Raw genomic sequence first — 19,067 nt, 5'->3', positions numbered from 1 at the left:
GTCCCGGCCTTCGCCGGGACGACGTGGATATAGTTTCGCGTTCTCGCGTCGCACAGCGACCGAGGTTTTCAAATTCGTTCCGCCCTCTCAAAATCCAGAGGGCGCAGGGAATGCCGGATGCGCGCTGCACCCGCGGTCTCGCGTGCGATTGTGCATAAGAATGCTGCACACGAGCATACAGGGCAGCGGAGAACATCCGACATTCCCTGCGCAGTGGCTTTACGGCTTATAACGCGCTCTCCCCGGTGAGACGGCCTCTATTGCCACCGTCGCCCCTCGGAAGCGTTGGCTCCCGAAAGACTTGACGCCGTTACGGGCGTCAGGACCACACGCTTTCGCCGTACGCTTCAGCCGCGACCGTCAATCGCAACCTCAACGTCCACCGCATCCCCGCCCCTCGTCATGACGACGGCCGACGCCCCTCTGAATGGGACGGGATGGCTATTGATGTGCAGGTGATTTGGGGTCGGAGGGAAGAAAAATATTTTCGATTTTCGGAAATTTAGGACTTGACATGAATTCTGCAAAGCAGAAGTGATTTGCCCGTCGGGTTGATTTGTCGCACCCCGCAGTCATTGCGAGCGGAGCGAAGCAATCCATTCCTCAGCTTGGCGCACCATGGATTGCTTCGCTGCGCTCGCAATGACGGGGAGAGAGAGGATCGTAGGGTGGGTTAGCGCAGCGTAACCCGCCGCGTGGTGGGCGAAGATGGTGGGTTACGGCTTCGGCTAACCCACCCTACGCAGTTGCGATTGCCGATGGACTCACCGGCCCGCCAACTGATCCGCAAAAAACCCGATCGTCTTGCGATAGATCGTGGCTCTGTTCCATTCGCGCATCGCCTCGAAGTTCGGCGTGCCTTCGCTGTAGGGCGCGCCGGGCTTGAAGCCGGAGACGTGCAGCAGATTGGCGGTCGAGGCGAGCACGTCGGGGACGCTGTGGCGCAGATCGACGTGGCCGTTGCCGTCGAAATCGACGCCGTATTTGATGTAGGACGACGGCAAAAATTGCGTCTGGCCGATTTCACCGGCGAAGGCGCCGACCATATCGCGCAGCGGCAGGTCGCCGCGTTGCACGATTTTCAGCGCGGCGATCAGTTCACCCTGGAACAGTTCGGTGCGGCGGCAATCATGCGCCATGGTGGCGAGCGTGCGGACGACCGGCATCTTGCCGACGTCGCCCTTGCCGAAATCGGATTCCAGTCCCCAGATCGCGACGATGATCTCCGGCGGCACGCCGTATTGCTTCTCGATCCGCGACAGCAGCGAGGCGTGCTTCAGCAGCATCTGCCGTCCCATCTTGATCCGCCCGGGCCCGACGCGGGTCGAGACATATTGCTCGAACGTCTTGTTGAAGGTGCCGCGCTGGCGGCGGTCGAAGGCCAGCACCGCCGGATCCTGCGTCACGCCCGACAGCGCCTGCGAAATCACGCCCTGCGAAACACCGGCGGCGGCGGCCTCCTGCGATATCGCCGCCACGAAGGTGTTGAAATCGCCGCCGCAGCGGGCGGCGTAAGCGGGGCCGGCGGCAATGACGGCGCCGAACAAAACGGCCAGACAAAACTTGCGCATGCGAATCCCTTGTAGCGTCGAGGTTGTGCCGATCATGCCATGAGATGAGGGTGCGGAGCTAATTTTCGTCGTCCCGGCCTTGAGCCGGGACCCATACGCCGCGGCCCCCGTTGTCGGCAAAGGAAGATAACGATCAGCGTGCAAACCAATTACCGCCGGTGGCTATGGGTCCCGGGTCAAGCCCGGGACGACAGCTTTATTTGTGGTTCACACTACACCACCCCTACTCACTCCCCCCGTCGATCTGCCGGCCCATCAGCGCAATCGCCTTCTGATAGACCCCCGCGGCGTTCCAGGCCTGGATGGCGGCGAAGTTGGGTTCGCCTGGCTGGTAGCCGGCGCCGGCGCGCCAGCCATGGGCTTTGAGGAAATTCGCCGCCGAGGTCAGCGCGTTGGCGGAGTTCTCGAGATTGCCGGTGCCGTAGGCCAAAATGGCTTTTGGCATGAACTGGGTCTGGCCGACTTCGCCGTGCATGGAGCCGCGCTGGTTCGGCGACAGCACGCCGCGATCGATCAATTGCAGCGCCGCGTAAAGGTGCTCGGTGAAGTAGGCGGTGCGCCGGCAGTCATAGGCCAGTGTCGTGATCGAAGAGAGCATGTTCTGGTTGCCGCGCACGGCGCCAAAACCGGTCTCCATGCCCCAGATCGCGAGCAGCGGTCCCGGCGGCACGCCGTAACGCTGCTGAATGGAAGAAAACAGCGCGGCCTGCGAATTCTTCAATTGACGCCCCTTGGCGACGATCGCGTTGGCGCCGCGCTTGGCGAGGAATTGATCGAGCGTCAGCTGAAAGCTGCGCTGGCCGCGATCGGCGTTGATGGTCGCCTGCGCGTAATTCGTCGCCATCATGGCCTGGACGGTCGCGGCGCTGATGCCCTTGGCGCGGGCCTCGCCGGCGAACGACTGCTTCCAGGCCTCGAAGCCGGCGGCGGAGTTGCCGCATTGCGCGGCATTGGCTTGCGAGAAGGATGCCAGGAAAACGGCAAGAAAAACGGCCAGAACAAGGGAGCAGAAGGCAAAGGCATGGCGAAAGAAGTACATGGGAAACCATCTTTGGTGTGGGCGCCGGAATATCAGGCCTGCTTCTAGCACGTCTGCCGCCGCGCTTCGAGCGTTGCGGCAGGGCCGCCTGGCCGGTATCTTTCCCAAAAATGCAGAGATTTTCCGGATGGCCCTTCCCCACGAGATCATCAAGCCGCTCCTCGTTCTGCTCACCTTGTCGCTCGCGCCGGCCGCGGCCCTGGCGCAGACCCGCGATGTCGCGGGCTCGAAGGATTTCCCCGGCATCGGCCGTTTCGCCGGCAGCGTGATATCGGGACACCAGGTGAAGAATTTCGATGTCGCGCGCATGCAGGCAGCGGTCTTCAAGGACGGCAAGCCATCGGATACGCCGCGCCTCGAAGGCCGCATCACCCGCATCGCCTATCGCTCTGCTCCCGGCCCGTCGATCGTGGAAGTCTCGCGGAATTTCGAGACGCAGCTAACAAAAGCCGGATTCGAGACGCTGCTGAGCTGCGACACCGACGCCTGCGGCGGCATTCCCTTCACCGAGGCGATCGAGGCGCTGCCGATCCCGCAGATGTGGGTGGACGGCTTCAACTATCGCTACCATGCGGCGCACAAGCGCGAGAACGGACGCGAGACCTATGCCAGCGTCATCGTCAGCGAGAACAACCGCGATATCTACGCGCAGCTCACGATCGCCGAACTCGGCGCGATCGAGAACAAGATGGTGGATGCAACCGTCATGGAGAAGGGCCTGCGCGAAACCGGCCGCGTCGCGCTCTACGGCATCTACTTCGACACCGACAAGGCGATCATCCGGCCCGAGAGCCGCCCCACCCTCGAACAGATCGCAAAGCTCCTGGCCTCGCAGGTCGCGCTCAGCGTCTTCATCGTCGGCCACACCGACAGCCAGGGCCCCTACACCTACAACCTCGACCTCTCGCGCCGCCGCGCCGAGGCGATCGCCGAAGAACTGGTGAAGACCTATCACATCGGCGCGCCACGGCTGCGCACCGCGGGCGTGGCGCATCTGTCGCCGGTGGGGTCGAACGCGAGCGAGGCCGGACGGGCGATGAATAGACGGGTGGAGTTGGTGGCGCCGTAGGCGGGTGGGCGGGGTTAACGCTCAGGGTCCCTCGCAGGCCACGCTTCTTTCGTGCGCCAATCGTCTATCAGTAGCTTCACAAGGATGGTTGACTGGACGTTTTGATGTTTAAAGTAGGCTGTTTGAGGGTAGAGGAATGCCCGACAGTTAGATTGGGAATGTTAAGCTCTGGAGCGATCATCGATGTCGCGAAAATCACTTGATGCTCACAAAGCGCAGCTTGAGACACCGCGACAAGCATTCGCTGGAAGTTGTGACTTCTATCAGGCTGCATCCCTTTGTCCTCGATAGAGTCAAGCATACAAAGCCGTAGGTGCCGGAAAGACGTGTCTTTTGTAGCCGCCGCAAAGAGCCCAACGAAAAAGCTATTCCTTAGAATTACGCGCGAGCTCGCGGAGAAATACGACTCATTATTCACCCCGAGTTTATTGGCTGCGAAATCAAACTGAACAGTTGTAGCTTGAATGAATGCCTGCTCGCGAGGCAGGTCCCCGTGCAACAGGGCAAGAATTTCCTTTTCCACCGCGGCATACGCAACATTGAGTCGTCGACTGAGCGCGAGTTTGATCGCTGCATTTCGATCCGAAAGCTGGCTCATTTCAGCATTGAGCTCAGCCTTTCGCGCGATTAGCTTTTCGAGAGATGCCGATAGCTGCTCTTTGCTCCTGAGATCTTCCAACTGTCGATCTACATAACCAGCGGCCCGCTGTAGAACTCTTAGGCTCTGCCGCGCTTCAGACGATGGAGTTAGCGCAGAGCGCGTAAGCTTGTCAGAAGCGGCGTTCCAACGCGACGTCAGGTCAGCCAACCTCGCGTCAAGTCTCACGCGTTCTTCCGATCGTTCCTTTTGCAGAGAGCGTGATTGCCTTAGTTGCCTTGATGTATCGTTGACTAGCGAAACGATCCGCGAGCGCGCCCGCTCGCTATCGAAGGGGTTCTTACAGAGATGGCAAGCATGTGCCGGATGCTCGGCCTCAACTGCGGAGTAACAAGCCGGACAGTACTGAAACGTGATTCTGCCGAAGGCGTCTGACGTTGCAGATGAGTCGTTCAGTGCTGCAAGCTTCGACTCCAAGTCGGAAATGAACTGAGTAGCATCAGCAATTTCAAATTTGCTTGCATCAATGCTAGCAGCAACTTTGCTGATTTCCGCTTGAAGTTGTTGAACCTCGGTGTAGGCCTGTCGCTGTGACTCCAATGAAAGAGAATCTTTGGCACCAGCCTCGTACACCGCCCTTTCTACCTCAGAGATCTGAGCCTCAATCGACTTACGCTCCTCCTCAATGCGCCTGTGCTCAGCTTCTAGCCACGATGGCGTAAGAATCTGCCCAGTTTGCCCGACTAGTTTCGAGATGGCCGCAAGTTCAGAGCTGACGTTCTTGAACTCATTTTCTCGCTCGCGAAAGAGGAGCTCGTTTGCGTAAAGCTCGTTTTCATAGGCACCAAAGACAAGCCGGCCGACTGTGTCCCGCAGTAAGGGCGGATCAAATTGCTCGAACTTGAACAACGTGCCTATTGGGCTGAGCTGATCGGCATACATCAGCCTGAGTATCTGATGAATGGTTACGTTACCGCTCGCCTCATTGCTTGCTTCCGGTATGTCGAGGAGCCGAAACAAGACTTGGGAGAAACTCTCCCGTGTGTCTGAGCGACGATATGAATATCTCGCCCAGATCGCAGCCGGCGCCTTGAGAGCCTCTTCAAGAGGGCCGGCAAAAATCTCCATCGGTTGACCCGACTTTTCTGTTATGTCGCGAGCAAAAGTGGCTACGTTCCCATTGAGCGAAACTTCTACCAAGACCCGCGTGCACAAGAGCGCAGTCTGACTCCAATCACTGATGTCACCCCCGATGCTATAATAAAGAAAGTTCAGAATCGTAGATTTTCCGGACGAGTTATCGCCTCGAATGATGTTGACCCCTTGGTGGAAGACCTCGTCATATACACTAGTGCCGAGGCGCTCGATCCGGAGCCGCTGAACCCGAAGGGTTGGCTTAAATCTTGTCATAGCGGTGCTCAAGCAAAGCGGTTCTTCCCTTCAAACCATCAGCGCCAAGAAGCGGATACGCGCTCAGAGCATCGATGATCGCCATCTTGTCTGCCTCTTCGTCATTCTTACTATCGATGCGCTTCTTAAGTTCACTTGGCAACGAGAAGGCCTTGAACCTCACGATCCCATCTCGAAGGTGCTTCGCGTCGACGACCCCATCCTGGGCCATCGTCTGCAGTGCAGCTATTTGTGACGCTCGCATCCTCTCAAGAAGAGCCTCACCATTTGGCAACGTTGCATAGTCTTGCTTCTGCTCCAGTCTCTTGGCGATTCGTCGCACCTCCAGATCCTTTTGAGCCAACCGAATGGCTGCGGCTCTCCAAGGAAACAACAGGTAATAGTCGAGTATACGGAGCTTATCGACTTCGATATCTGAAACGTCTTGCCGGAATTTTACGCGCAGAAAACGAAAGATCGCGTGAAATGCATCAAAAGCCGGGTGATACGAAAGATGAATCATGCGTGCCACCGAATGTAGCACTGTTCGGCGAGCCAATATGCCATCCCTGCAGCGATCGCCGCATTCAAACAGAAAACACCGGACTTTATTTCGTTCGCGCAGGGTTCAATGAGGTATTGGCCAAATAAGTGATCGATATCTGCAGGCGAGCCACCATCAAGATTCGGAAGGACATAAGACCGGAAGTCCTGCTCCATCTTTGAGAGAAGATAGGCAAGAATTTGTTGAGCAGAATCGAACATTGAATATTTTGCAAGAAGACGCGTGAACAACTCTTTCTTGCGGAGCGCCAGCGAGAGCTCCGAATGCCGCCCAGAGTAGATGAGTTTTGCCTCCAAGCCTTCGACGCCATCATGGCTGTGCTTCTCATGATACATCTGAAGCGTATCGATGAAGTCGCTGACGTGCTTATCGGTGCTAATCTCCTCCGCAAGAAGCGCCATCCACGCAGCAATAGGTGATTTCTCACCTGCCAAATTGAATTGGAATGTCTGATTGTTCGAATTTGTGTTCGTGATGTTGCCGGCTGCATTGTCGCGGCCTGCAGATATTCCATTTTGCGTGGTGCTATCGCCAATGATCGGCAATCGGAACTAACCTTTATTTGTACGATCGCCGCCAATATTATCGCGACCTGCAGTAATACCTGACTGACGGACAGTCCGGTTTGCCGAGGACGACCGGACAAATTTTATCGTTACGAGCGAACCAATGGTTGCACCGCCGAGCAACCCTGCCACAAAGCTTATTAGCTCCGATCCCCACTCCTGCATCCCATTCTCCGATTCTAACGACGCTACAACATACGGTTGCATACTTCACAGGATTTTGAAAGGCGGCGCGGGTCGATAAAAAGTCCTACGCGCGCCACCCGTTCGCGAGCCACCGAGGACCGTTGAGCAAGATGTTCCAGCGCTTGGTCGATATTCGTACCGCCCCGCAATTTTCTTTGACTCCTGCCCCCTTATCGACCAAAAGCCCGCATGGCCAAGAAACCCGGGACCAATCCCAAAGGCGAGTTTGCCTTCTTCAATGTCGTCTATGAGGACGACTCGCAGCGCTCCAACCGGCGCGTGCCTGCCGAATTGCTCGGCGGGCTCGACGGCGACGAGCCGGCGCGCGCGTTCATCCTCGAGCAGGACCGCGAGATCGCCGAGAAATCCGGCCGCACGCCGCTGGAGATCAAGAGCATCAGCCGGGTCGGGGCGAAGAAGAAGTAGGGCGCGCGATCACACCTGCGTATCCGCAGACTCGGTGCACCTCTCCCGCTTGCGGGGGAGGTCGGATCGCATCGAAGATGCGATCCGGGTGGGGGCTCTCTCCTCACGAAGAGTGTGGCTCGCGGAGACACCCCCACCCCGCCCTCCCCCGCAAGCGGGAGAGGGAGCGCACCGGTGGCGTGGAGGCGGCGTAATCCGGTTTCATCGAGTTCATCGCGGCAGCTTGATGCAGGTCAGGCCAAGCAAAAACGGCGGGCTTTCGCCCGCCGCTTTGTTTGGATGGATGCCCGGGTCAAGCCCGGGCATGACAATCTGAAATCAGTTATCCAGGAAGCTCCGCAGCTTCCTTGACCGGCTCGGATGCTTCAGCTTGCGCAGCGCCTTCGCTTCGATCTGGCGGATGCGTTCGCGGGTGACCGAGAATTGCTGGCCGACTTCTTCCAGCGTGTGGTCGGTGTTCATGCCGATGCCGAAGCGCATGCGGAGGACGCGTTCTTCGCGGGGCGTCAGCGAGGCCAGCACGCGCGTGGTGGTCTCGCGCAGGTTCGACTGGATCGCGGCGTCGATCGGCAGGATCGCGTTCTTGTCCTCGATGAAATCGCCGAGATGCGAATCTTCCTCGTCACCGACGGGGGTTTCGAGCGAGAGCGGCTCTTTGGCGATCTTCAGAACTTTCCGCACCTTCTCCAAGGGCATGCCGAGCTTTTCGGCGAGCTCTTCCGGGGTCGGTTCGCGGCCGATCTCGTTCAGCATCTGGCGCGAGGTGCGCACGATCTTGTTGATGGTCTCGATCATGTGCACGGGAATGCGGATGGTGCGCGCCTGGTCGGCGATCGAGCGCGTGATCGCCTGCCGGATCCACCATGTCGCATAGGTCGAGAACTTGTAGCCGCGGCGGTATTCGAACTTATCGACCGCCTTCATCAGGCCGATATTGCCTTCCTGGATCAGGTCGAGGAACTGCAGGCCGCGGTTGGTGTATTTCTTGGCGATCGAGATCACGAGACGCAAATTCGCCTCGACCATTTCCTTCTTGGCCTGGCGGGCTTCGCGCTCGCCCTTCTGCACGCCGTGCACGATCTTGCGGAATTCGCCGATCTCGAGCCCGGTCAGGGCTGCCAGCGACTGGATCTCGTGGCGCAGATCCTTGATGCGGTCCTTTTCGTGATGGACGAAATTCTTCCAGCCTTTGGCCGAGAGTTTCGAGACACGGTTGAGCCAGCGCGGATCGAGCTCCGAGCCCTGGTAGTTGCGCAGGAAGTCTTCGCGCGCGACGCCGTGGCTGTCACCCAAACGAAGCAGGCGGCCTTCGAACGAGACGAGGCGCTTGTTGATGTCGTAGAGCTGCTCGACGAGAGAATCGATACGGGCCTGGTTGAGCCGCAGCGACTTCACCTCGACGATGATTTCGTCCTTCAGCTTCTTGTATTTGCGCTCCTGCGAGGGCGACAGCGTCTCGCTCTGCAGCTGGTTGGCAATGTCCTGCTCCTGCAGGCGGCGCAGCTTCTTGTACTCGGAGGCGATCTTGTCGAAGGTCTCGACCACCTTCGGCTTCAGCTCGGCCTCGATGGCCGCGAGCGACATCTGGTTTTCGAACTCGTCGTCGTCCATGTCGCCTTCGGCGGCGGCTTCGGCCGGATCCTTTTCCTCGGTGTCGCCACCGGGCGCGGACGCAGGGGCTGCGCGGAACGGCGTCGCCGACGGCGGGGCGGCCGGCGGCGCGACATGCGCGGGTGCGCCATTGCCGTTGGCAGCAGCGACCGGCTGGCCATCGGGGCCGACGGGTGCCGCCAGCATCGCCGGGTTCATGTTGTTCTTGGCGTCAGGGCCGGCATAGGTGGCTTCGAGATCGATGATGTCGCGAAGGAAGATCTTTCCTTCGTTGAGCTCGTCGCGCCAGATGATGATGGCCTGGAAGGTCAGCGGGCTTTCGCAGAGGCCTGCGATCATCGCCTCGCGGCCGGCCTCGATGCGTTTTGCGATCGCGATTTCGCCCTCGCGCGACAGCAGCTCGACCGTGCCCATCTCGCGCAGATACATGCGGACGGGATCGTCGGTGCGCTCGCCGGGCTCGGATTTCTTGACCTCGGTGACGGCCTTCTGCGTGACCTCGACAAGCTCGTTGTCGGTCTCGTCGTCGGCCTCTTCCTTCTCGTCCTCGCTATCGGCCTCTTCGGCTTCGGACACGTTGATGCCCATGTCCGACAGCATCGACATGATGTCTTCGATCTGTTCGGGCGAGGTGGTGTCGGAAGGCAAGACTTCGTTGAGCTGATCGAAGGTCACGAAGCCGCGCTTCTTGGCCTGCTTGATCATCTTCTTGACGGCGGCATCCGACAGATCGAGCAACGGCGACGGGGCGTCCGGCGAGTCCTTCTCGGGGGCGTCCGCTGCCTTGTCGTCTTTTTCCTTGTCTTTAACCTGCAGCGTCTTTGCCTTGGTGGCCATTCATCAAGCTCCCGAAACACGCTCATGCAGGATGCGGCCGCCGCACCTGCAATACGAAAAGTAAGTCACGACGCGGAAAGGGCGGCGCAGACTGTCGCCACCCCGAATCCCCGTTTCGCCGGTTATGTCTACTAGCCGTAAGGCTCTTAAGCTTCGCTTAACCCTGTTTTTGCAGCCAAACCATGGGTTTGGCGAGTCTTTTAACGGCTCCGGCACGAGCCGTCCGCATCATTTTTTCATCTGACGCTTAATCAGACGCCTTGCCGGAACCGGCCTGAAAGCTCGCCAAAACCCTCAATCAAGGCCTCGGTGCCGTCCAGCGACTCCAGCCGGGCGCTGACGTCCTTTAACCACGCCAGATTGGCCTCGCTGGACTCCTCGCCCAGAGCCAGCTCGGCATCTTTCTTTTCCCTAAGTAAGGCGTGTGTTTTCTGATGCAAGGCAACGAGTTGCTGCCAGGTCGAAAGAACATCCTCGCGGGCGGCCCCGATTTGCACGCCCCACACCGCCCCGGTCGTGATCGCGCCGCCAACCCTTTGAAGAACTTGCGAAAATCCGCGCGCTTCGAGATCGGCGCGCATTTTCTCGGCCTGTTCTTCGACATCGGGGGAATGGTGATGGTCGCCGGCAAAGGCCGCGATAATGCCGGCGCGGAGCTTGTTGGCCTCCGGATGGGCCAGTTCCAGGGCCGCCACCTCCTCCAGATGGTCGTGCAGCAGCCAAGGGTGGTTGATCAGGGACTGCAGGATCAGCGCCTCGCGGCGGGACATCGCGCTGCGCTGGCCGCGCATGATCGGGCTGTTGGCGAGCTGGGGGCTCGCGGCCTGGTAGGGGCCGCGGTTGATGGTCTGGCTGGCCGAGCCCGCCTGCCCGCGGCCGCCATAGGGCGCCGCCCGGCCCGCCGCGCCCGGGGTGAAGCTGCGGGAGGCAAAACGGCGGCCTGATTCGCCGGGTCGTCCTCCGAAATTGCCGCCGCCGAAATTGCCGCGGCCGTAGCCGCCGCGGCCGCCTTCGGGCGCAAAGGTGTTGCGAAGCCGCTCGGAGAGATCCTGGCGATAATAGCGCCGCACCACTTCGTCGCGGATACCGTTACTGAGTTCGCCGATCCGCGCTTCCAGCGCCGCGCGCCGCTCCGGCGTTGCAAACGTGCCACCTTCGATCTCGCGCGACCACACGATATCGGCGAGCCCACGCGCCGCCGAAATCACTTCCTCGATCGCGGCGCGGCCGCCAGAGCGCGCGAGGTCGTCGGGGTCCTGTCCCTCGGGCAGCAGCGCAAAGCGCAGACTCTTTCCGGGTTTTAAATGCGGCAGCGCGAGATCAGCCGCGCGCCACGCCGCTTTCTTGCCGGCCTTGTCGCCGTCAAAGCAAAGGATCGGCTCGTCCACCATCTTCCACAGCAGCATCAGCTGGTTTTCGGTCAGCGCGGTGCCGAGCGGCGCGACGCTGGCTTTGAAGCCTGACGTGACCATCGCGATGACGTCGACATAGCCTTCGACCACGATCAAGGGCGCGCCGTCATGCGTGGCCTGCCGTGCGGTGGCGAGGTTGTAGAGATTGTCACCCTTGTGAAACAGCGGGGTTTCCGGCGAATTCATGTATTTGGCGGGGACGTCCTTTTCCAGCGCCCGGCCGCCGAAGGCGATGACGCGGTTGCGGACATCGGTGATGGGAAACATCACGCGGTCGCGGAATTTGTCGTACGGCACCGGAATTTCTTCGCCGCCGTTGAGCAGCCCCGCCTCGACCATGTCCTCGGTCGGGATGCCCTGCGCGCCGAGATATTCTTTCAGCGCAAAGCGATCGCCGGGCGCGTAACCAATGCGGAACTGCAGCTGCGTCGCCGGCGAGATCGCGCGGTCGGCAAGATAGCCGCGCGCCTTGGCGCCGCCCCGCGAAGCCAGCGTGTCGGCGAAGAATTTGGCGGCGAGCTCCATCACGTCATACAGCGTCTTGCGGCGCTGCTCGTGCCTTGCCGCATCCGGCGTCACCGCAGGGAGCGCCATGCCGGCCATCGAGGCGAGGCGTTCGACAGCCTCGGGAAACCCGACGCCCTCGGTTTCCATCAAAAACGAGATGATGTCGCCGTGCTTGCCGGAGGAGAAGTCGTGGTAAAAACCCTTCTGGTCGTTGACCGTAAAGGACGGCGACTTCTCCTGTTGAAACGGCGACAGCCCCTTCCACTCCCGTCCCGCCTTCTTCAACTTGACGCGCCGGCCCACGACTTCCGAGACCGGAAGCCGGGCGCGCAGTTCTTCGAGGAATTGGGGCGTAAAGCGCATGGGTGAATTGGGGCCTTGATTCGCTGGGCCGGATTCTAGCAGTTGGCCAACCGGCCATGGATACAGGGCGGGCGGCGGGAAATACGAAACGTATTGGGCTTCTTGCCGTTATTCACAGGCCCCGCCATCCCGGATGGCCCGGATGACATCTTGAACCCGGCCCGGTTCCACGCTTCCATAGGCCCATGTTCACGACCTTCAGAGGCGGGCAAAGCGGGGCCTGGCAGGTGGTGTCGCAGGCCGCGGTCAAGGGCGCCGAGCTGTTGCTGACGCCGGCGGTGTCGGTCGTCCATTCTGCCTCGATCGCGCTGCCGATCCTGCCCTCGCAGACCTCCTGGCGGCTCGCCGGGGTCGCGAGCCATGTGCGCTATACCGAGCGCGCCGAGAAGGACAAGCTGGTGGCGGTGCAGGCCGGGCTCGGCCGGCCCGAAGCAACCCGCGCGGCGCTGATCCCGATCAAGAAGAACGCCGCGTGGTGGGACCTGACCCAGGAAGAGCGGCGCCAGATTTTCGAGGACAAGTCGCAGCATATCGCCGCCAGCCTGAAATACCTCCCCGCGATCGCCCGCCAGCTCTATCACTGCCGCGACCTCGGCGAGCCCTTCGATTTCCTGACCTGGTTCGAATACGACCCGGCGAATTCCGCGCTGTTCGAGGAACTGGTCGCGATGCTGCGGGCGACGGAAGAATGGAATTACGTCGAGCGCGAGATTGAAGTGCGGCTTGAGCAAGAACGGCTGGACGCGGGTTAGCGCAGCTCTCGTGCCCCGGATGCTGCGCAGCGCCGCTTTGGCGGTGCGCTGCTGATCCGGGGCCCACCGCGGAACGGACGGTATGGGTCCCCCGATGCGCAATTGCGCATCTGAGCTCTGCGGAGCAGCGTTGCACGCTGCACCGCGTCCGGGACACGGAGAGTGTTCTAGTTCTCCAAAAATTTCCCCGAGGCGATGCGCGGCAGGCCGGTGACCGGCCAGTTGTAGACGTAGGTCCACGCCTCGCTCGCGCTGCCGTCGCTGAGCGTGACGTTCAGCATCTGCCGCACATATTCGGTCGGCGCCTGAAACCCCGGGCCGCAGGCCTCATACATGTCGAACTCGCCGAGCAACGCATCGCGGTCGCGCAGGCGATACAATTCACCGGACACGGTGTCGGCAGGATCGTCCGACAGCACCAGCCCCGGATAATGCTTGATGAGATAGAGCCGGCCGCGGCAATTGGCCTCGCCGATGAAATCGGCGCTGCGCGACAACAGCTTCGCCATCGGATGGTCGAAGCCGCGCATCAGGGTGCCGTAGACGAACAGACGATCTGAAATCATGGCCCTTCATGTCATTGCGAGCGCAGCGAAGCAATCCATCTTGCCGCGCAAAGAAAGAATGGATTGCGTCGTCGCTCCGCTCCTCGCAATGACGGCGGAGAGTGCGCGTCTTAAGCCACCACCACCTCGTCGCTCACGACGACGAATTTCACAAGATCCATCCGGCCAAAACTCGTGGTCAGCGCGACGTCGGCGGCGTCGCGGCCGGTGCCCATCAGGATGCGGCCGATCCGCGGATGATTATGCCGGGCGTCGAAGGTGTACCATTGGCCGGACAGGTAGACCTGGAACCAGCCGGAGAAATCCATCGGCGCAGGATCCCTGGGGATGCCGATATCGCCCATGTAACCCGTGCAGTAACGCGCCGGGATGTTCATGCAGCGGCAGAACGTCAGCGCCAGATGGGCAAAATCGCGGCAGACGCCGGCGCCCTGCTCGTAGACGTCATGCGCCGACTTCATGTGATGCGCATGCTGGTAGCCGAACGTCACGTGGTTATGGACGAATTCGACGATCGCCTGCACCCGCGCCCAGCCCTCCGGCGTGTTGCCGAACAGCGACCAGGCAACGTCGGTAAGCTTGTCGGTTTCGCAATAGCGGCTCGGCATCAGATATTGCAGCACCTCGTCCGGCAACTGGTCGATCGGGATCTGCTGCGCGGTCGGCATGACAATATCGGGCAGGCCGGAATCGCGCACCAGCGCGCTGCCGCGCAGGGTCACGCCGCCGGCGGGCGCCACCAGCCGTCCGCAGACATTGCCGAAGATGTCTCGATAAAAACCGATCGGCACGTCAGGCTCGGCGACAATGCTTTCCGTGCCGACGATGTCGGAAAAGCGCGACGGGTGGATCGAGAGCATGATCACCATCGGCGTCGGCTGCACGGCCGCATAGGCGATCTCGAAGCCGACCTTGATCTCCATGATCAGACCTTTTCCGCCTGCGCTTCGTCAATGACGGAGACGACGTTGATATTGACCTCCATGCCGACGAAGGCATCCGCCGAGCCGAGATAGGCGCCGTGCAGCGGAATGGCCTGGCGCGGATCGCGCGCCACCGCGACGCGAATGAGGTCGCGGGTGCCGATGATGCCATTGGTCGGATCGAACTCGATCCAGCCCGCGCTCGGCAGATAGACCTGCACCCAGGCATGGGTCGAACCGCCGCCGACATAGCCATGTGCACGGTCGCCGGGAATGAAGAGATAGCCGGAGACGAAACGCGCGGCGATGCCGAGCCGCCGCAGCGCCTCGATCATGAACAGCGCATAGTCGCGGCAGGTGCCCGATCCGGTCTGCAGCGTATCGAGCGGGTGCTGCGTGCCCTGCTCGTAGCGCTTGCGATAGGTGAAGGCGTCACGGATGCCATGGGTCATGCCGCTGAGGATATTGAACGTCGGCGTCGGCCCTTCGGCGTCGAGAAATCTGCGCGCCCATGCCGACAGCTCGCCATTCGGGTCGCCATATTGCGGCGTGATGAACTGCACAAGATCGGGAAACTCCTCCTCGTCGTACAGGAACGGATAGAAATAGGCGGGATCATCAGCGGTCAGCGCGAACTCTTCGGCCGGGTTGTGCTCGACGGTGGCCGTGGAGGTGAACGACAGCGTCTCGGCCCGCTCATCAAAGGTTGCGATCGCAACGCTGTTGCCGAACACGTCATGGATCCAGCGCAACTGCATCGGCTGCGGCTCGATCGCGAGGTTGCCGGACAGCACGCGCAGATCATGGCCGTCGCGCGGACGCAGCATGATGCGGTGTTCGCCGAACGCCACCGGGTGCGTGTAGCGATATACGGTCTTGTGATGAATCGTGAGTAACGGCATCGTCAAACAATCATCGTGATTCTGGGCCAGCTAATCTATACAAAAACCTGCTCATTTGTAGGCCGACATGCCGCTTCGATAGGCAATGCGTAAGGAAAAATGGTTTTGAACGACGTCGGCGACACATCATTACTCTTGGGATCTCAGGATGTTCCCCCGGTCCGCGAATATAATGCCGAGGGACGCTCGCCGTTTCTGCTCACTTGTGACCATTACGGCCGCTTGATTCCCCGCGTGCTCGGCGATCTCGGATTGCCGGAGAGCGAACTGGTGCGGCACATCGCATGGGACATCGGCATCGCAGGGGTCGCCGAGATGCTGTCAAAACATCTCGGCGCGCATCTGATCGCGCAGCGCTATTCGCGGCTGGTGATCGACTGCAACCGCCCGCCTGATGTCGCAAGCTCGATCCCGCTGATCAGCGAAACCACGACGATCCCCGCCAATGAAGGTATCGCGCGAGAAGCCGCGGAACTGCGCCGAACGCAGATCTTCGAGCCCTATCACCGCCGTATCGGCGCGATCATCGACGCGCGCCGAGAGCGGAAGATGCCGACGATACTGGTTTCGCTGCACAGCTTCACGCCTGTCTATGCCGGCATCGCGCGTCCCTGGCACATCGGCACGCTCTATCAGCGCGACAAGCTATTGCCGCCGCTGCTGCTGCAATTGCTGCGCGCGGAGCCTGATCTCGTCGTCGGCGACAACGAACCCTACGCGGTCAGCGACCAGACCGACTACACCATTCCCGTTCACGCCGAGGCGCGCGGCCTGATGAACACCGGCATCGAGATTCGCCAGGACCTGATTTCGGATCAGGCCGGCGAGAAAGCGTGGGCCGACCGGCTGGCGCGCATTCTTGGTGAGGTCGAGACGATTTTTCGGTCTCGGCAAGTGATTTAGATTTCAGTCGCCACACCTAAGCTGCGTTCCCTCTCCCCCTGCGGGGTCGAGACGCCGCGGTTCAAACGGATTACCGCCGCGCACCCAATGGCCTCATGGTTCGAGACGCGCGCAAGAGCGCGCTCCTCACCATGAGGGTCTAATATCCTTCAGACCTCATCCTGAGAGGCTGACCGAAAAAGCAGCCAGCAATTTCGGGCGCTTCCTAGCTGCCTGCAAATGATTCGCTTTCTCGTCATGGCCGGGCTTGTCCCGGCCATCCACGTCTTTCTTGCTTAAGTGAAACTAAGACGTGGATGCCCGGCACAAGGCCGGGCATGAAGAGTTTCACTACAAAGTCCTATTTCGTTGGCGACATTTTGAGTCAGACTCTGAGGAGGCCGCACCGCGGCCGTCTCGAAGGATGAAGCCACCGAGGCGTGCTATTTTGCCCTTGTCAGCGCCAGCCAGATGCCGCCGCCGATCATGAAGCCGCCTGAGATCCGCGACACCAGCCGTGTGCGCTCCGCCGAGAAGAAAAGCCGGGCCCGGCCGGCGAGCAGCGCATAGACCGCGTCGGTCATGGCGGCGGTCACCATGAACGTCGCGCCGAGCAGCGCCACTTGCGGGAAGTGGTCCTGCTTCATGTCCATGAACTGCGGGATGAAGGCGCCGAAGAACACCAGCACCTTGGGGTTCGAGAGCAGCACCAGGAAGCCCTGCAGGAAGAAGCCGCCGCGCGGCGGCGGTGGCGGTTCGTCTGATTTGATGCCCACCACCGGCTCACGAACCAGCTTGATGCCGAGCCAGATCAGATAGGCCGCACCGGCGAAACGCACCCAGTCGAACCAGTAGCCCATCGTCGCCATCAGCGAGGTCAGGCCGACCGCGACGATGCCGATCACGATGGCAAGGCCGACCTGGGCGCCGGCGACATTGATCAGGGCCGCGCGGGTGCCGTGGCGCAGGCCGTTGGCGATGATGAGCGTGACCACCGGACCTGGCAGCAACGCCAGCGCGATGCAGGCAGCGACGAAAGCGAGATAGACCTGGAGGGACATGATGGAACTCGGGATGGGAGGGAGCTTACGCCATTTATGCACGTGAGCGGGGGAGATGGAAGCGGTGCATTCTTCCTTCTCCCCTTGTGGGAGAAGGGAAGAAAAGCAGCCTCACCGTCCTTCCATCGCATTACCAACGCGCCTAGCAGACCTTGACATGCAACCATTTGGTTGCCTATTATCCCCCCGCCATGGATGAGGTCTTCCGAGCGCTGGCCGATGCCTCGCGACGCGCGCTGCTGGACAGGCTTCATGCCAGGAACGGACAAACATTGGGCGAACTATGCGACGGCCTCGCCATGACGCGGCAGGCCGTGACCAAGCACCTTGGAATCCTCGAAGCGGCCAACCTCGTCACCACGTTAAGGCATGGCCGCGAGAAGCTGCACTATTTGAACCCTGTTCCGATCCATCAGATCGGTGAACGCTGGATCAAAAAATTCGAGCGCGGCAAGCTCACTGCGCTCAGCGAATTGAAACGGCAATTGGAGAAGCGTGATGAGTAAGCCGGAATTCGTCTATGTCATCTACATTGAGACCACGCCCGAGAAATTGTGGGAGGCGCTGACATCGAGCGAATTTTCGCGGCGTTACTGGTTTGGCACCGAGCTGAAAACCGACTGGAAGGTCGGCTCGCCGTTTGCGCTCATCATGGACGGCACGACCACGGATACCGGCAAAATTCTCGAGGTCGATCGGCCGCGGCGGCTCTCGTACACCTTCAAGCATGAGATCGACGATAAGATGCGCGACGAGCAGCCGACGAAGGTCGTCTTCCACCTTGAGCCCCACGGCAAGCTCGTCAAACTGACGCTGACCCACGAAGGCTTTGCTGAAGGCAGCAAGCTGCTGGAAGGCATCTCCAAGGGATGGCCAGCCATCCTGTCCAGCCTCAAGAGCCTGCTGGAGACAGGCACCGCACTTGCAGTCCCCCTGTCCGCGCTCGAAATCGAGGGCGCGTCATGAACATCGACAAATTCAAACCCGCGATCGTCTACACGATCTACATCGCCTCGACCCCCGAGAAGGTTTGGCAGGCGCTGACGACGGCGGAGTTCAGCAGAAAATATTTCTTCGGCCATGCCGTCGAAGTCGATCTGAAGCTCGGCGGCGCCTACACCGTGCGTACGCCTGATGGCGCGCTGCATATCAGCGGCGAGGTGATCGAATGCGATCCACCGAGGCGGCTGACCGTCACCTTCAACGTCAACTGGCCGGCGCTGATCGAAAAGCTTGGGCCGACGCTGGTGACGTACGAGATCGAACAAGCGGGCGAGGCGGTGAAGTTGACAATGCTGCAATCGCACGACCGAGTCATCAGCGACGATATCCTCTCCGGCGGCCGCCAGGGCTGGCCGGCGATCCTCTCCAGCCTCAAGAGCGTGCTGGAGACGGGTCAGCCGCTCGCGATCAAGATGGCGCCGCCGCAGCGCATGCTGGACGCGCTGAAGGCGATGGGGATCGGGACGCCTTGATGTCGTCCCGGCCTTGAGCCGGGACCCCATACTCCGCGGCGTTCGTTGTCGAGGAAGGTATCTAACACCTGGGCTCTCACCGATGGGCCGCGGCGTTTGGGTCCCGGCTCAAGGCCGGGACGACGGTGGAGTTGACGCCAGCCCTGTTAACCGCAGCACGTTCCTTCCCTTGTCACCCGCCCTGATTGCGATAGCCGACCAGAGTCTGTAGGGTCGCTCCGAGGGACTCCAATAGAAGCCATTTGAGAACTGCCGGCCCGGTTTTTCGCAAGGGGCATTTGCCATCCCCGGCGGACGGAGCGGCACACGATTGCCGCACATTATTAGTTAAAAATGAAACTGTCTGATTCGAGCTCGAAAATTACCG

General features: G+C 60.7%; 18 protein-coding genes. 7 read left to right on the top strand and 11 right to left on the bottom strand.

Features of this window, described 5'->3' with window-relative positions; genetic code table 11:
* Positions 1-764: 764 nt before the first annotated feature.
* Both JQ574_RS22180 and JQ574_RS22175 read right to left on the bottom strand, forming a co-directional pair.
* Complete coding sequence (locus JQ574_RS22180) at positions 765-1,571, bottom strand: lytic transglycosylase domain-containing protein (protein ID WP_212383844.1); 807 nt, start codon at positions 1,569-1,571, stop codon at positions 765-767.
* A 223-nt stretch (positions 1,572-1,794) separates the two neighbouring features.
* Positions 1,795-2,610: a lytic transglycosylase domain-containing protein gene (locus JQ574_RS22175; RefSeq protein ID WP_212207712.1), complete on the bottom strand. Its 816-nt coding sequence runs from the start codon at positions 2,608-2,610 to the stop codon at positions 1,795-1,797.
* A gap of 127 nt (positions 2,611-2,737) precedes the next feature.
* On the opposite strand from JQ574_RS22175, the gene JQ574_RS22170 reads away from it, so the two are divergent.
* Positions 2,738-3,679, top strand: a complete 942-nt coding sequence (locus JQ574_RS22170; RefSeq protein WP_212207711.1) for an OmpA family protein — start codon at positions 2,738-2,740, stop codon at positions 3,677-3,679.
* 76 nt (positions 3,680-3,755) lie between these two features.
* On the opposite strand, the gene JQ574_RS22165 is transcribed toward JQ574_RS22170, so the two are convergent.
* Genes JQ574_RS22165 through JQ574_RS22155 form a run of 3 tightly spaced genes read right to left on the bottom strand, consistent with a single transcriptional unit; the run spans position 3,756 to position 6,776 of the window.
* Positions 3,756-5,687, bottom strand: a complete 1,932-nt coding sequence (locus JQ574_RS22165) for an ATP-binding protein (RefSeq protein ID WP_212383842.1) — start codon at positions 5,685-5,687, stop codon at positions 3,756-3,758.
* Positions 5,674-6,189 carry an ABC-three component system middle component 5 gene (locus JQ574_RS22160; protein WP_212207708.1) on the bottom strand — a complete coding sequence of 172 codons (516 nt, stop codon included), beginning with the start codon at positions 6,187-6,189 and terminating at the stop codon, positions 5,674-5,676. Before JQ574_RS22160 ends, JQ574_RS22165 begins: the two co-directional genes overlap by 14 nt.
* Positions 6,186-6,776: an ABC-three component system protein gene (locus JQ574_RS22155; RefSeq protein ID WP_212207707.1), complete on the bottom strand. Its 591-nt coding sequence runs from the start codon at positions 6,774-6,776 to the stop codon at positions 6,186-6,188. Before JQ574_RS22155 ends, JQ574_RS22160 begins: the two co-directional genes overlap by 4 nt.
* A 396-nt stretch (positions 6,777-7,172) precedes the next feature.
* Between JQ574_RS22155 and JQ574_RS22150 the strand changes: the two genes are divergently transcribed.
* Entirely contained in the window at positions 7,173-7,409 is a 237-nt protein-coding gene (locus JQ574_RS22150; protein WP_192736715.1) for a hypothetical protein, read from the top strand.
* 318 nt (positions 7,410-7,727) lie between these two features.
* Here the strand turns inward: JQ574_RS22150 and rpoD are convergent, their stop codons facing one another.
* Positions 7,728-9,857 carry an RNA polymerase sigma factor RpoD gene (gene rpoD / locus JQ574_RS22145; protein WP_212207706.1) on the bottom strand — a complete coding sequence of 710 codons (2,130 nt, stop codon included), beginning with the start codon at positions 9,855-9,857 and terminating at the stop codon, positions 7,728-7,730.
* A gap of 251 nt (positions 9,858-10,108) precedes the next feature.
* Complete coding sequence (gene dnaG, locus JQ574_RS22140) at positions 10,109-12,139, bottom strand: DNA primase (RefSeq protein ID WP_212207705.1); 2,031 nt, start codon at positions 12,137-12,139, stop codon at positions 10,109-10,111.
* A gap of 185 nt (positions 12,140-12,324) precedes the next feature.
* Here dnaG and JQ574_RS22135 point away from each other — a divergent pair, with 185 nt between their 5' ends.
* Entirely contained in the window at positions 12,325-12,891 is a 567-nt protein-coding gene (locus JQ574_RS22135; protein WP_212383840.1) for a chlorite dismutase family protein, read from the top strand.
* Positions 12,892-13,058: 167 nt separating this feature from the next.
* On the opposite strand, the gene JQ574_RS22130 is transcribed toward JQ574_RS22135, so the two are convergent.
* From JQ574_RS22130 to JQ574_RS22120, 3 genes are all read right to left on the bottom strand, one after another.
* On the bottom strand, positions 13,059-13,457 hold the full coding sequence (locus tag JQ574_RS22130; RefSeq protein ID WP_212207704.1) for a gamma-glutamylcyclotransferase: 399 nt from the start codon (positions 13,455-13,457) through the stop codon (positions 13,059-13,061).
* Between the two features lie 110 nt (positions 13,458-13,567).
* Entirely contained in the window at positions 13,568-14,380 is an 813-nt protein-coding gene (locus JQ574_RS22125) for a transglutaminase family protein (protein ID WP_192736720.1), read from the bottom strand.
* 2 nt (positions 14,381-14,382) lie between these two features.
* Positions 14,383-15,282 carry a transglutaminase family protein gene (locus JQ574_RS22120; protein ID WP_212207703.1) on the bottom strand — a complete coding sequence of 300 codons (900 nt, stop codon included), beginning with the start codon at positions 15,280-15,282 and terminating at the stop codon, positions 14,383-14,385.
* 99 nt (positions 15,283-15,381) lie between these two features.
* Here JQ574_RS22120 and JQ574_RS22115 point away from each other — a divergent pair, with 99 nt between their 5' ends.
* The gene (locus JQ574_RS22115; protein WP_212383838.1) at positions 15,382-16,185 is read left to right on the top strand and encodes an N-formylglutamate amidohydrolase; all 804 of its coding nucleotides are present in this window, start codon (positions 15,382-15,384) and stop codon (positions 16,183-16,185) included.
* A gap of 422 nt (positions 16,186-16,607) precedes the next feature.
* Here the strand turns inward: JQ574_RS22115 and JQ574_RS22110 are convergent, their stop codons facing one another.
* Positions 16,608-17,225, bottom strand: a complete 618-nt coding sequence (locus tag JQ574_RS22110) for a LysE family translocator (RefSeq protein WP_212207701.1) — start codon at positions 17,223-17,225, stop codon at positions 16,608-16,610.
* Between the two features lie 191 nt (positions 17,226-17,416).
* Here JQ574_RS22110 and JQ574_RS22105 point away from each other — a divergent pair, with 191 nt between their 5' ends.
* The 3 genes from JQ574_RS22105 to JQ574_RS22095 are packed head-to-tail and all read left to right on the top strand — an operon-like array spanning position 17,417 to position 18,700.
* Positions 17,417-17,731: a helix-turn-helix transcriptional regulator gene (locus JQ574_RS22105; protein ID WP_192736724.1), complete on the top strand. Its 315-nt coding sequence runs from the start codon at positions 17,417-17,419 to the stop codon at positions 17,729-17,731.
* Positions 17,724-18,191, top strand: a complete 468-nt coding sequence (locus JQ574_RS22100) for an SRPBCC family protein (RefSeq protein WP_212207700.1) — start codon at positions 17,724-17,726, stop codon at positions 18,189-18,191. Before JQ574_RS22105 ends, JQ574_RS22100 begins: the two co-directional genes overlap by 8 nt.
* The gene (locus tag JQ574_RS22095; RefSeq protein WP_212207699.1) at positions 18,188-18,700 is read left to right on the top strand and encodes an SRPBCC family protein; all 513 of its coding nucleotides are present in this window, start codon (positions 18,188-18,190) and stop codon (positions 18,698-18,700) included. The genes JQ574_RS22100 and JQ574_RS22095 overlap by 4 nt, the downstream gene beginning before the upstream one ends.
* Positions 18,701-19,067: the final 367 nt, after the last annotated feature.

It is taken from the genome of Bradyrhizobium sp. AUGA SZCCT0158 (assembly GCF_018130065.1).
Classification (GTDB): Bacteria; Pseudomonadota; Alphaproteobacteria; order Rhizobiales; family Xanthobacteraceae; genus Bradyrhizobium.
Note: the sequence above shows the minus strand (reverse complement) of the source record. Positions and strands in the feature narration are given on the sequence as shown.